At 71.7% G+C, this 13,164-nt stretch carries 12 protein-coding genes; 6 read left to right on the top strand and 6 right to left on the bottom strand.

The window, feature by feature from the left end; genetic code table 11:
- Window positions 1-383: 383 nt before the first annotated feature.
- Window positions 384-2,189 (top strand): alpha/beta hydrolase, encoded by a 1,806-nt coding sequence (locus E1291_RS05705; RefSeq protein ID WP_131736610.1) that lies wholly within the window; start codon window positions 384-386, stop codon window positions 2,187-2,189.
- A 67-nt stretch (window positions 2,190-2,256) separates the two neighbouring features.
- Here E1291_RS05705 and E1291_RS05700 read toward each other — a convergent pair whose 3' ends face one another.
- The 3 genes from E1291_RS05700 to E1291_RS05690 all read right to left on the bottom strand — a co-directional run bounded on the left by E1291_RS05700 (window position 2,257) and on the right by E1291_RS05690 (window position 4,637).
- Entirely contained in the window at window positions 2,257-2,973 is a 717-nt protein-coding gene (locus tag E1291_RS05700) for a hypothetical protein (protein ID WP_131736608.1), read from the bottom strand.
- Window positions 2,974-3,000: 27 nt separating this feature from the next.
- On the bottom strand, window positions 3,001-3,225 hold the full coding sequence (locus tag E1291_RS05695) for a hypothetical protein (RefSeq protein WP_131736606.1): 225 nt from the start codon (window positions 3,223-3,225) through the stop codon (window positions 3,001-3,003).
- A 275-nt stretch (window positions 3,226-3,500) separates the two neighbouring features.
- Window positions 3,501-4,637: a serine hydrolase domain-containing protein gene (locus E1291_RS05690; RefSeq protein WP_165494974.1), complete on the bottom strand. Its 1,137-nt coding sequence runs from the start codon at window positions 4,635-4,637 to the stop codon at window positions 3,501-3,503.
- A gap of 95 nt (window positions 4,638-4,732) precedes the next feature.
- On the opposite strand from E1291_RS05690, the gene E1291_RS05685 reads away from it, so the two are divergent.
- The 5 genes from E1291_RS05685 to E1291_RS05665 all read left to right on the top strand — a co-directional run bounded on the left by E1291_RS05685 (window position 4,733) and on the right by E1291_RS05665 (window position 9,542).
- Window positions 4,733-5,005 carry a helix-turn-helix domain-containing protein gene (locus E1291_RS05685; protein ID WP_306434445.1) on the top strand — a complete coding sequence of 91 codons (273 nt, stop codon included), beginning with the start codon at window positions 4,733-4,735 and terminating at the stop codon, window positions 5,003-5,005.
- A 25-nt stretch (window positions 5,006-5,030) separates the two neighbouring features.
- Window positions 5,031-5,660, top strand: coding sequence for a TetR/AcrR family transcriptional regulator (locus tag E1291_RS05680; RefSeq protein WP_131736600.1), 630 nt, complete (start codon window positions 5,031-5,033; stop codon window positions 5,658-5,660).
- Complete coding sequence (locus E1291_RS05675; RefSeq protein ID WP_207400580.1) at window positions 5,657-7,240, top strand: AMP-binding protein; 1,584 nt, start codon at window positions 5,657-5,659, stop codon at window positions 7,238-7,240. The genes E1291_RS05680 and E1291_RS05675 overlap by 4 nt, the downstream gene beginning before the upstream one ends.
- On the top strand, window positions 7,237-8,025 hold the full coding sequence (locus E1291_RS05670; RefSeq protein ID WP_131736598.1) for an enoyl-CoA hydratase/isomerase family protein: 789 nt from the start codon (window positions 7,237-7,239) through the stop codon (window positions 8,023-8,025). Before E1291_RS05675 ends, E1291_RS05670 begins: the two co-directional genes overlap by 4 nt.
- A 125-nt stretch (window positions 8,026-8,150) precedes the next feature.
- Window positions 8,151-9,542: an amino acid permease gene (locus E1291_RS05665; protein WP_131736596.1), complete on the top strand. Its 1,392-nt coding sequence runs from the start codon at window positions 8,151-8,153 to the stop codon at window positions 9,540-9,542.
- A gap of 20 nt (window positions 9,543-9,562) precedes the next feature.
- Here E1291_RS05665 and E1291_RS05660 read toward each other — a convergent pair whose 3' ends face one another.
- The 3 genes from E1291_RS05660 to E1291_RS05650 are packed head-to-tail and all read right to left on the bottom strand — an operon-like array spanning window position 9,563 to window position 12,836.
- Window positions 9,563-10,879: an MmgE/PrpD family protein gene (locus tag E1291_RS05660; RefSeq protein ID WP_131736594.1), complete on the bottom strand. Its 1,317-nt coding sequence runs from the start codon at window positions 10,877-10,879 to the stop codon at window positions 9,563-9,565.
- Window positions 10,876-11,457: a hypothetical protein gene (locus tag E1291_RS05655; protein WP_131736592.1), complete on the bottom strand. Its 582-nt coding sequence runs from the start codon at window positions 11,455-11,457 to the stop codon at window positions 10,876-10,878. Before E1291_RS05655 ends, E1291_RS05660 begins: the two co-directional genes overlap by 4 nt.
- Window positions 11,454-12,836: an FAD-dependent oxidoreductase gene (locus E1291_RS05650; protein ID WP_131736590.1), complete on the bottom strand. Its 1,383-nt coding sequence runs from the start codon at window positions 12,834-12,836 to the stop codon at window positions 11,454-11,456. Before E1291_RS05650 ends, E1291_RS05655 begins: the two co-directional genes overlap by 4 nt.
- Window positions 12,837-13,164 lie beyond the last annotated feature (328 nt).

Genomic DNA, 13,164 nt, shown 5'->3' with positions numbered 1-13,164 from the left:
CCCGGCGTTCGCCGTCCCGAACGCGCGGAACCGGCTTCGACCAGGCGAAATATCTCAAGCGAAGCAACGGCGGGGCGGTCTCGTCATCGGGTTCGAGTTCAGCGCCTGCCACCTCGACGATGACAGTTCCGTTGCGCAAATGGCAACGACGGGAATGCGGGCGGTGACCGCGGCCGGGCATGCCGAAAGGGACGAGGCGGGCGCCATTGTATCGCCATCGTTTGTCGTGCCGACCGTGGGCGCGTCAATCCACCTTCCGAATGATCTCCTGAGATGAATGTGGGACCAGACGGTGGATCACGGGACGGGGTGGTGCGCATGAGAATCGGTGCACCGATCCGCGCCTCGCGCGGGATAGGCATCGATCCCCCGAAGGGAACCACATGCCCCTCAGACACAGGATGCTCGCGGCCGGCGTGGCCGGTGCGCTGCTCGTGCCCGCGTTCGCCGGCGCCGCCCTGGCCGATCCGGGCGGCGCCGGCGTCCGGACCGGCGACACGACGAGCGCGGTCGAGAAGAACCGGGTCGACCGGGTGCCCGTCCCGAAGCTCGGCTGGTACAAGTGCTATGACTACGCCGAATGCGCGACCGTACGGCTGCCCTTGGACTACGACGACCCGAAGGGCCCGACGACCGAGGTCGCCGTTCTCCGGGTGAAGGCGCGGAAGGCCAAGCAGCGGATCGGGAGCCTGTTCGTCAACCCGGGCGGGCCCGGCGGCCAGGGCACGGCGCTGGCCTACCAGGCACGCGAGATCTTCGGCCCGGACGTCCTCGACCGCTTCGACGTCGTCGGCTTCGACCCTCGCGGCATCGGGTTCAGCGCCAATGTGAAGTGCTTCAAGTCGACGAAGGACCAGACTCTCGCGATGGCGGGAATGAACGTGGCCTTCCCGGTCGGCTCCAAGCAGGAGGCCGCCTACATCAAGTCGGCCAAGGCCCTCGGTAAGGGCTGCTCGACGAGCGGTAAGAAGCTGGCGGGCGCGATGTCCACCGCCGAGGCGGCGCGTGACATGGACGTCCTGCGCCGCGCGGTCGGCGACAAGAAACTGACCTACGTCGGCTTCAGTTACGGGACCGCGCTCGGCCAGTACTACGCGAACATGTTCCCCGACCGGCTGCGCGCCGTGGCCGCGGACGGTGTCATCGACCCCGTCTCCTGGGCCGGCACCCGAAAGACCGCGAGCCAGATCCTGGACGACCGGATGCGGTCCGCCGACGGGGCCTCCAAGGCGCTGCGGGAGATCCTCGCGCGCTGCGCCAAGGCGGGCAAGCCGAAGTGCGAGTTCGCGGGATACGGAGATCCCGTCAAGAACTTCGACGTCCTCGCCAAGCGGCTGAAGGCCAAGCCCGCCGACGTCGAGGGCGAGAAGGTCACCTACGCCGACTTCATCGGCGGTGTGCTCGGCGCGCTGTACTACCCCGACGGCTTCGCGATCGTCGACGGGATCGCCTCCACCCTCTGGAAGGCGACCTCGCCCAAGTCGACGGCGGCGCAGGCGGCCGCGGCGCGCAAGGCCCTCGCCGCCCGCATCGCCGAGCGCCGCACCGAGGTCAAGCGGCAGAAGGAAGCCGCGGCGAAGGTCCTGGCTAAGGACTTTCCGTACAACAACGAGCAAGATGCGCAGAGCAGTGTCATCTGCACCGACGGCCTGCACCCGAAGAAGGCGGGAAGCTGGCCCGCGCTGACGGCGGCCGCCGACAAGCGCGCACCCTACTTCGGGCGCGCGTGGGGATGGACGAGCGTCCAGTGCGCCGGTGACGCCTGGACGGTCCGCGACGAGGACGCCTACACCGGCCCCTTCAACCGCCGGACGAGCGTTCCGGTCCTGTTCGTGGGGAACTACTACGACCCGGCCACGAACTACAACGAGGCGGTCTCCTCCAGCAAGCTCCTGCCCAACAGCCGCCTGCTGTCCAGCAACAGCTGGGGCCACACCGCCTACGGCACCTCCAAGTGCGTGACGGAAGCGGTCGACGCCTACCTCGTCGCCGGGACACTGCCGCCCGCCGGCAAGGTCTGCGTCGGCGACGTCCAACCCTTCGAACCCAACCCCGGCCCCCCGCCCGCGACCAAGGGAGTAGCGGACGCGAGCGCGATGGCGACCCAAGCGAACGCCGCCGGGAACGGCACGAAGCTGCCGCCGGTGGCGACGCGGGTGCCGCCGTCCATCCTCCTCGGAACCCGCTGACCTGAGCGACCACGACGCCGGGCGGACCGCACCACGGCCCGCCCGGCGTCCGCCACGACCGGCCGGTTCAGGTGGTGGTGGACTTGATCACGGTGGTGGGCTGGCGGAGCCAGGCCTCGCCGGTGATGGCGATCAAGGACGGCACGTCGATGATCCCGATCGAGTCCCAGGTGAACATGGCGTAGCCCGGCTTCGTCCCGTCGATGTGCGGGGGAACGTCGACCTTGAACTGTTCCGCCAGCCAGGAGATGGTGCCGTAGCCGCACAGCGAGACGCAGTGGTCGAGGTTCGGGTCATCGTGGAAGTCCGTGGCGAACCAGCCCGTCGCGCCGCCCGTGGTCCGGTAGGCGACCTCGATCTGATCCGCCGCGATGCCGATCTTGACGGGGCCGGTGGAGATGGCGCTCTGCAGGACTTGGGGTTTCGTCCAGTCAACGGTGTAGTAGGGGCCGTCGTTATAGAGCACGCCGGGCCCGACGAATCCGTCGTCCTGCATGAAGTCCAGGACCTGGACGAGGGTGGCGCCGTTCAGGACACCGTGCGCCGTCGCCCACCTGATCACCTCGTCGTCCGAGATGAAGATCTCCGGATCGTTGCAGGCCTTCGCGAACGCCTCTTCGGCGCTGACACAGTCGCCCTTGTCGTAGTTGCCCCACCACGAGATCTTCTGGGGATACATGAGGAAGTTCGTGGGCGCTCCGATGCGGGCGCCATGGGGCACCGCGGCCGCGAGGGTGCTCCGTGGCGACGGGAGCGCGCCGCGCTTCAGTGTTTGGTTGGCCATAAGACTTCTCCTTGCCTGAAAGCTGAGTCACTCGTCCCTTTCGCCGTCCGTCTCCGGTGGCGAATCGGGTTCCTCGTCATCGGCTTCCTCGTCATCCTTCTCGCCGATGTCAGGGATGTATGGTTTTGCCCTGTCGATTTCCGACTTGGGCGTCGGGATCATGCCTCTCATGGGCCTGTGCGGCGTCCCCTGCTCTGCCGGCTCGTCGGACCCATCGCCGTTCTCCGGTGTATTCGTCATGGCGTGCAGCACCCACCCGCTTCACGGACGGCACATCGACCGACCTGCCGGCGTCCACACAAGAGGGTCATCGCATCACTCGGCCCCGCAATGCACGCATGCCCGACTCGTGCCCACCAGAAACCATCATTCCCGTCAAACGACACAGGCGATATGTCGTCACCCCTGCGCAAAATGCCCGCTTTAAGGGATTTGATGTGGAATGCCATATAAGGCGGATGGACGCGCGGCGGGGACGCTCCGGCCCGGTCGGGCTGGTGCGTCCCCGCCGGTGAGGTGCCGGATCCTCAGGACCGGCGATCGCAGGGGGCCGGGGTGGCCTTGCGGAGGGCGGCCAGGAGGGCGTTCTCGATGAACTGGTTCTCCTTCTCCTTGGCCACCATCTGCGCCTGGGTGAAGGTGCCGGTGACCGCCAGGCGCTTCTTCGGGATGTAGACCTGGAAGGCGCCGAAGAAGCCGCTGTGGCCGTAGCCGGTCTCGCCACCGACGCTCACGCGGCTGATGCCCAGGCCGTAGGGTCCCCCGGCCTTGATGCTCTGCGGGGTGATCTGCAGCATCGTGCGGAGGGTCGACGGGCGCTTGAACACCTTGCCCTCGAACAGGCCGCGCATGAAGCGGTTGAGGTCGGTGCCCGTGGAGACCAGGCCGCCCCCGCCGAACGTGTCGAACGTCGGGTTGTAGTCGTAGGTGTCGCGGTCACCGAGATAGTTGTGGGCGCGGGGGCCGCGGGGCTTCTCCCACCATTCGAGGTAGGTGCGGTCCATCTTCAAAGGGCGCAGGAGCATCGAGCGGTACAGGCGGTGCAGCGGTTCACGTGCGGCCTTCTCGATGACGAGGCCGGCCAGGACGTAGCCGGTGTCGGAGTAGTGGTAGCCCTGGGTGGGCGCGAAGTAGGGCTTGCCCTTGCGCAGTGCCCAGTCCACCAGTTCCCTGGGCTTCCACATCTTGTACGGGTGGTCGAGGACGTACTGGAACCACTCGTCGTTCTCCACGTAGTCGTAGAGACCGGCGGTGTGGTTCAGGAGCTGCCGGACGGTGATGCGCGAGCCGTAGGGGATGCGCGCCACGAGTTTCGCGTCCAGGTAGCGGCCGATCGGGGCGTCCAGGCGCAGGTCGCCGCGTTCGGCGAGGCGGAGGGCGACGGCCGCGGTCATCGTCTTGGTGACGCTCGCCGTGCGGAAGGCGTCGGTGGTGCGCAGGGCACGGCCGCCGAGGACGTAGGAACCGGCGGCGCCGTCGAAGGTCAGGGCGGGGCCGGTGACGGTGAGGATCGCCCCCGGGATGGGAGGCGTGACGACGCCGTCGAGGAGGCAGCGGAACCGCTGGTCCACGGGCCTCGCCTGGGCGTGCGCCGGGACGGTGAGGGTGCCGGCGAGGGCCGTGGCCGCCAGGACGCCGATGATCATCTGGCCGCGATGTCTCATTTTTGACCGCATGGCCAGAATCCAATCCGGGTGGTATGAGTGAGACAAGAGGTCCGCCTGAATCCTGCGGTTTCCCGCACCGAGGAGGTGCCGCCATGCCCGACTCCGGCTGGAACGACTCACTGCTCCCCCGGGAGCGGGAGGTGCTCGCCCTGATGGCGGAGGGATGGTCCAACTCCGGCATCGCCGACCAGATGTACGTGTCGCTGAGCGCGGTCGAGAAGCACGTCACGGCGGTATTCGGCAAGCTCGGGCTGACGGCGTCGGCGGCCGGGAACCGCCGGGTGCTGGCGGTGCTGGTCTACCTCGCGGCGGACGGGCGGGGTGGGGGAATCCGTACGGTCGGCGGGCGGGGCTTGCCTCGCTGACCTCCACCGGGATTGAATTCTGGCCATGCGGTCAAAAATTGATCAGGACGGCCAGAAGAAGACCTCGTTCATCGAGGAGGCGCGGCGGCGGCAGATCGTGGAGGGCGCCATCGCCACCATCGCGAGCGCCGGGCTGCCGCAGGCGTCGCTGGCCCGGATCGCCCAGGACGTCGGCGTCAGCAAGGGAGTGATCTCCTACCATTTCGCCGGCAAGGACGAGCTGATCGAGCAGGTCGTCAACGCGCTGTTCACCGAGACCAACCGGTTCATCAAGGCCCGGGTGGACCGGGCGCCGGACGCTCCGCGCCGGCTGCGCGCCTTCATCGAGGCCAGCTTCGAGTTCATGGCCGCCAACCGTGCCAACTTCGTGGCACTGGTGGATATCTGGGGCAGTTTCGGGTCACCGGAGGCGAAGCGCCGTTTCAATGCCGACATGTACGACCCGTGCCGCCACCACCTGGAGGGCATCCTGCGGCGGGGGCAGGAGAGCGGCGACTTCCGCGGCTTCTCGCCGGGGACGCTGGCGGCCACGGTCCAGGGCGCGATCGACGGCGTGATGCTCCAGTGGGTCTTCGACGAGGAGGCCGTCGACCTGGCCGACTGCGTCGCCGAGCTGGTGACGATGTTCGACCTGGCCACCCGGCGGCGGGCGTGAGCGCCGCGTCGCGGGACGCGGCGGGAGGGACGGCGGCGCGGGTGGCGGGCGGTCTCGGCGGGCTGCTGCGCGAGCGCGCCGCCACCGACGGCGACCGGGTCCTGTTCCGCTTCGCCGGTACGGACACCACGGTCGCGCAGGTGGAGGACCGGACCAACCGGCTGGCGAACGTGCTGGCCGCGCACGGTGCCCGCCGGGGCGACCGGGTCGCGGTGATGATGGGGAACGGCGTCGGCTTCCCGGTCGCCTGGCTGGCGATCGCCAAGCTCGGCGCGGTGATCGTCCCGGTGAACCCCGGCTACCGCAGCGCTGACCTGGCCCACGTGGTCGGGGACTCGGGCGCGGTGCTGGGCCTGGCGGGCTCGGCCGACGCCGCCGGGGCGCTGCTGGCGCTGGGCTTCGGCGAGGTCGGGCTGCTCGACCCCGCCGACGCGGGTCCCGCGCGCGAGGCCGCCGCCGGCGCCTTCGACGCGGGGAGGGAGCTCGCCGCCGCGTCCGGCGTCCGCGACCTGCCCGGCGTCGGCTGGGACGACCTGCTGAACCTCCAGTACACCTCGGGGACGACCGGTTTCCCCAAGGGCTGCATGCTCACTCACCGCTACTGGCTCCACCTGGCCGAGCTCGCCGCCGAGGTCGCCGCCGTCACGCCGGACGACGTGGACCTCACCGCGCAGCCCTTCTACTACATGGACCCGCAGTGGAACACGGTGCTGTGCCTGCTCACCGGCGTCCCCCTGGTGATCCTTCCGCGTTTCTCCGCCTCGGGTTTCTGGCCGTCGGTCCGCGAGCACGGCGTCACGTTCTTCTACGTGCTCGGAACGATGCCGCTGCTGCTGCTCAAGCAGCCGCCCGACCCCGACCTGGACCGGGACCACCGCGTCCGGCTCGTCCTGTGCTCGGGGATCACGCCCGCGCTGCACGCCGCGATCGAGGAGCGCTGGGGCGCGCCGTGGCGGGAGGCGTACGGGAGCACCGAGGCGGGGGTCGTGCTGACCGTCCGGCCGGAGGACACCGCGTGCGTCGGCACCGGCTCGATGGGAGCACCCGTGCCGGGCAAGGAGGCCAGGGTCGTCCGGGAGGACGGGACGGACGCCGCCGACGGCGAGGTCGGCGAGATCGTCGTGCGCGGCGAGCCGATGCTGACCGGGTACTGGAACCGGGACGAGCCGCTGCTGCGCGACGGCTGGTATCCCATGGGCGACCTCGGCTACCGGGACCCGCGCGGCCACTTCCACCTGGTCGGACGGCTGAAGGAGATGATCCGGCGGGGCGGGGAGAACATCGCCGCCGCCGAGGTGGAGGCGGTCCTGACCGGCCATCCGGCCGTCCGCGCCGCCGCCGTCGTGCCGGAGCCCGACGCGCTGCTCGGCGAGGAGGTCAAGGCGTTCGTGCAACTCGCGGAGCCCGTCGAGCCGCGCGAGCTGGTCGCCTTCGTCCGCGCGCGGCTGGCCGGTTTCAAGGCGCCGCGGTTCGTGGAGTTCGTCGAGGCGTTCCCTATGACGCCGTCCGAACGCATCGCCAAGCACCTGCTGCCCGCCGGGACGGGCGGCGCCTACGACGCCTTGGAGGAGGCCCGATGAGCACCGATCTGCACGTGCGCCGCGCCGGCTCGGCCCTGGTGGTCACCTTCGACCGGCCGGAGGTGCTGAACGCCTTCCGGCAGCGCACCTACGGCGAGCTGGTCGCCGCGCTGGACGAGGCGGCGCGCGACGACGCGGTGGGCGCCGTGGTGCTCACCGGGAGGGGCCGCGCCTTCTCGGCCGGGACCGACCTGAAGGAGGCCGGCGCCCAGCTGGCCGCGGGGACCGACGCCGACCTGGTCGAGCGGACCAACGCCCTCCAGGACCTCACGCGCCTGTTCACCGGCCACCCCAAGGTGATCATCTCGGCGGTCAACGGGATCGCGGTCGGGGTCGGGGTGGAGCTGGCCATCGCCAGTGACCTGCGGCTCGCCGGGCACTCCGCCTCGTTCGCGTTCAAGGAGGTGCATCGCGGCCTGTTCCCGAGCAACGGGGTGCTGTACTCGCTGCCCCGCCTGATCGGCCACGGCCGCGCGGTGGACCTGCTGCTGTCCGGCGAGACCATCGACGCGGCCGAGGCGTACCGCGCCGGGCTCGTCAGCCGGCTGGTCCCCGACGCCGGGCTGCTCGACGCGGCGCTGGAGCTGGCCGGACGCGTCACCGGCGCCGCCCCGACCCCCGTCCGCATGATCAAGAAGGCCATGCACCGGGTCTGGGAACTGGACCTGGAGGAGGTGCTCGCCCTGGAGACCGAGGGGCTGCTGGCCTGCCTGCGCGGTCAGGACGTCCTCGAAGGCGTCCGGTCCTTCGCCGAGCGGCGCCCCGCGGTCTACCGCGGCGACTGACCGCCCCGCGGCGGGCCGCGTGCGCGGCCCGCCGCCCGATCCGCCCCCCGCTACGCAGGGACCCGGCCCGCCCTGGGCCGGGGCCCCGACCTCCCCACCCCGAGAACAGCAGGGAGCCGAACGCCATGACCCGGCACGACAGCGAGGGAACGCTCCACCGCGGACTCAAACGACGGCACATGACCATGATCGGGCTCGGCGGCGTCATCAGCGCCGGCCTGTTCGTCAGCAGCGGCAAGGTGATCGCCGACACCGGCCCGGCGGCACTGGTCGCCTACGTCCTGGGCGGCCTGATCGTCATCCTGGTGATGCGGATGCTCGGCGAGATGGCCGCCGCGCGGCCCTCGGCGGGCTCGTTCGCCGACTACGCCCGCGCCGCGCTCGGCCCGCGCGCCGGGTTCCTGGTGGGCTGGTGCTACTGGCTGTTCGCGATCGTCGCGGTCGCGTTCGAGGGCGTGGCGGGCGCCAAGCTGCTGCACTCCCTGTCGGCGAGCGTGCCGGTGCTGCCGGTGGCGGCCGCGCTGCTGGTGGCGCTCACCGCGGCCAACCTCGTCTCGGTGCGGCTGTTCGGCGAGACCGAGTTCTGGCTGGCCTCGGCCAAGGTCGCGGTGATCGTGGCGTTCCTCGGCGCCGGGACGCTGTACGCCCTCGGGCTGTGGCCGTCGAGCGGCGCCGGGAACGGCCTGGCCGCACTGACCGAGCACGGCGGGTTCGCCCCCAAGGGCTGGGGCGCGGTGCTCACCGCCCTGGTCACCGTGCTGTTCTCCTACTTCGGCGCGGAGATCGTCACGATCGCGGCGGCCGAGTCGGCCGAGCCCGCCAAGGAGGTCGCGCGGGCCACCCTGCGGGTCGTCTGGCGGGTCCTGATCTTCTACGTCGGCTCGGTGCTGGTCATCCTGGCGGTCGTGCCGTGGAACCGCGTCCCGTCCAACGGCACCGACAGCCCGTTCGCGACCGCCATCGCCGAGCTCGGCGTGCCCGGCGCGGCGACCCTGATGACCTGGGTCGTCCTGGTCGCGGTCCTGTCGGTGATGAACGCGGCGCTGTACGCGGCGTCCCGCGTCCTCGGCGCGATGGCCGCGCGCGGCGACGCCCCGGCGGCGGCGGCCCGGGTGCGCGGCTCCGGGGTGCCCGCGCCCGCCCTGCTCGGCGGCGCCGCGCTCGCCCTGGTCCTGATGACCGCCGCGTTCGCGGCCGGCGACGACGCCTTCGACCTGCTGATCAACACGGCCGGGCTGCTGGTGCTGCTGCTCTACGTCTTCGTCGCGCTCAGCCAGCTGCGGCTGCGCCGCCGCATGGAGGCCGAGTCGCCGGAGCTGCTCCGGCTGCGGATGTGGGGCTTCCCCTGGCTGAGCCGCGTCGTGGTGGCGCTGCTGGTCCTGGCGTTCGCCGCGGTCGCCACGTCGGGCGGGGCGCTGCCGGTCGTCGCCGGGGTCGCCGCCGCCGTCGGCGGGACGCTCCTGGCCTACGAGATCAAGTCACGCCGCGCACGCCGTGCGGAGGTCGTGGCGCGCTGACCCGCACCGCCCCGCGCGGGTCAGCCGGCCGCGAGGTGCTCGGCGAGCGCGCGGACGGAGAACGCTGGATCCCGGGTCAGGAGGTCCTGCTCCAGGCGCTCCGCGCGGCCGGCCGTGATCGTCCGGGACGCGTTCGAGCGGAACTTGCCGACCAGGTCGTCGCGTGACATGGCGGTGGCGGCGGCCGGGTCGAAGGACGCCTCGTGCTCCGGCCCGGACCGGAGGCGGACCGTCACCGTCGCGGCGACCGGCCCGAGGGACGGGTCGATCTCGGTGGTCAGCCCGCCGAGGATCCGCCGGGTCTCGGCGTCGCCGGGACCCAGCGGGTCGTCGAAGTCCGAGACCCCCAGGTGCCCCGTCGCCAGCACGTGGGCGACGCAGTAGGCCGTGCTGAACTTCGCGGTCTGCGCGTCGCCCGGCACGGGGGCCTTGAGCGCGAGGTCGGCCGCCAGCGGGCCGATCGTCACCCGCGCGGTCTCGATCCGGTCGCCGCCGGCGATCCGCTCGCGGAGATCGAGGGCACAGCGGACGGCCCCATGGATGAGATAGCAGCACGGGTACGGCTTCGGCACGACGCCCACCGCCCCGTCGTCACACCGATCGCCCCAGCGCAGCAGGTGCGGGGCGTCCGCGCCCAGGAGCCGCGCGACGAGCCCGTCCGGGCCGGTGAAACCGCGGGGGACGGTGACGTCCGAACCCGACAGGAGCGCGGCCCGCGCGGCGTTCGCGGCGGCGAAGCCGACCTGGATCGGCTTGGCGTCGGTGCCGAAGCTCGCCGTCAGGCCCATCGCGGACGTCGCGGCCAGTTCCGCGGCCACGGCGGCGCGCCGCGGGTCCTCGTCCAGGACCCACGCGCCCGCCGCGGCCGCGACCACCGCCCCCAGGACCGCGGTCGTGTGGTAGCCCGCGGCGTTGAGCATCGGGCCGATCCGCTGGGCGAACGCGGTGAAGCGCAGGCCGAGGGCATAGGCCCGGAGGAACCGCCCGAGATCGAGGTCCTCCCGCTCCGCCAGCGCGAGGCAGACGGGCACGAGGACGCTGGAGACGTGGACGAGCGAGGGCCGGTGCGTGTCGTCGAAGTCGAGGGCGTGGACCGCCGCCGCGTTGGCCGCCCCGGCCGTGACCGCGTCGCACCGTCCGCCGCCGATCAGCTGTGCGTCGCCGGACGAGAGCGGCGGCGGGGCGGGAGCCAGGCGTCGCAGCGCCGCCGGGGCCGGGTGCGCCCGGCCCGCGAGCCCGGCCCCGAGCGCGTCCAGCACCAGCAGGCGCGGCCACTCCGCCTCGGCGTCCCCGGCGAGCGACGCCCCGAACAGCTCGACCTGGTCCCGCAGCGTCATCGCGGTTCGCCCCCGGCTCGGCCGGGACGGCTGATCGGACGCAGGATCGTCTCCCTGGTCGCGTCCGTGAAGGTCCGCGCCGGGGAGGTCACGGCCTCCGGGCCGGCCGCCGCGATGGCGATGTGGGAGAACGACTCGTCGAGGCCCGAGTTCTCGCCCCACCACCACGGGCCGCCGCCCGCGTCCTCCGCCTCCTTCATCGCCCGCTCGACGTTCGACGAGCCGTCGAACCAGGCGACGTGCAGGAGACCGTCCTCCTCGGCGAGCGGGACGGGCGGGAGCGGCGCGCGCAGCGGGGTGATCAGGTCGCGGGTCCAGTCGGTGATCTCACCGGCCCAGCGGTCGAAGCCCCAGGTGCTCACGTACTCGGGGGTCGTGAGGGCGTCCGGGGATTCGAGGAGCCAGACGGCGAGGTAGGCGACGCCGGTGTCCAGCGCGCACGCCGTGAAGCGCTGAACACCGTTGAACATCGGAAGCGCCAGCATCTGGGCCATCTTCGGGCCGTTGTACCAGTCGTTCCACTCCCGCTCCAGCTCGGAGCTCTTGAAGTTGCAGCCGACGGCGTAGACGGTGCTCACGCTTCCTCCTCGGTGGCACGGGGGTCGCTGTCAAGGTCGGCCGGGATCGACGAGCCGGCGCGGAACCCGAAGACGAGGGCGACGGCGAGCCCGCCGACGTATCCCCCGCGCGGGCCGCCCTGGATCCCGCCGGTGCAGCTCCCGGCGGCGTAGAGGCCGCGCAGCGGCGCGCCCGCCGGGTCGAGGACCCGCGCCGCGTCGTCGGTCGCGATGCCGCCCATCGTGAAGGTGATCCCCGGGACCACGCGGAGGCTGTGGAGCCGGCCGGTGATCGCCGGCTTCCCCGGGGCGTCGTTGTGGGCGTCGATGGCCGCCCGCAGCTCCGCGGCGTCCATTCCGGTGGCGGCGCAAAGGTCGTCCGGGTTCTCCGCCCGGACGTACGGGCCGCCGCGATCGACCAGGTCGGGGTTGGGGACGGGCGTGCCGTACGGGTCGTCGGTCCCGGCCGTGTACCAGAGGGCGTCGTCGAAGACCACGCTCAGGCCGCGCGGATCCTCGTGCCGGACGAGCTCGTTGACGAGCTGGACCCCGTTGTCCGCGCGCGTGGCGACGCGCCGCCCCTGGCGATCGACGAGCAGGCCGTTGAGACACAGCTTGTCGACCGGAGGGTAGGGCCAGAGCATGTCGTTCTCGAAGGCCCCGGAGGACACCATGTGCCCGTAGACCCGCCCGAGGCCGACCGCGCCCGCGCCGTTCTCCAGCGCCAGCCGCAGACCGGCGCCCGCCGACGCGGCGGACGCGCGCAGGAACGCGCGATCGGCCGCGTGGCCGACGTACCTGGTCAGCAGCTCGGCGTTGTTCTGGAACCCGCCGTCGGCGATGAGGACGGAGTCGGCGGCGAAGCTCCGCCACGCCCCGGCGACGGCCGCGCCGACCGTCCAGCCCTCGCCGGACCGCCGCAGCTCGCCCGCGACCGCCGAGTGCACGATCGCGACGCCCCGCTCGTCCGCGACCTTGTAGAGCAGCCGCATGGCCCGGTCGGGCCCCCGCTCCTCGATGTGCCGGGCCCCGATCCCGATGGTGTGCGGGTGGATGGCCTGCTTCATGTAGGGGACCTCGGCCGACTTCGGCCTGATGTCGACGCCCTGCTCCTTGAGCCATTCCAGCGCCTCGAGGGACGTGTCGGCCAGGGTGCGCGCGAGGACCGGATCCGCGTCGCGGTCGGTCTCGTTCATGATGGCCTGGAAGAGGACGTCCGGGGGGTCGTCCATGGGCCGCCACGCGACGTGGAGCAGCCCGCCGCTGAGCCGCGCGCTCCCGTCGCCGCCCTCCGCGGCGCCGCGTTCGAGGACGGTGACCGAGACCCCGTTCTCCGCGGCCCGCAGCGCGGCCACGAGCCCGGCGAGACCGCCTCCGACGACAACCAGACGATGTCCCATCGTTTCGAACCTCTCGTGACGGGCGGCGATCAGCCGCCTTCACGAGCCTAGTACGACGGTCGCGCGATTGTCCAACATTAACGTTCCTGGCGAGACGGCCAACAGGTCGCCGACTCTGGAGCCGCCCTCCCCCCTGGCGGCCCCAAGGTCTTTTAGGTGTCTCACTCTATGAGAATGCCAAGGTCAACGGGAACACGATCGCGATGCGGCCCCTCTAGGGGGGATCTCGGCGATGTCGGTTATGCGCCAAGGCGAACGGTGGCCGGACGGAGCGCGTCGGCGCGCACGGCCAGGTCACCGCACGGCACCCGCACGACCCGTCTCACGA

Source organism: Actinomadura roseirufa (assembly GCF_900659635.1).
Classification (GTDB): Bacteria; Actinomycetota; Actinomycetes; order Streptosporangiales; family Streptosporangiaceae; genus Spirillospora; species Spirillospora roseirufa.
This window is presented reverse-complemented; position numbering and strand designations above follow the sequence as displayed.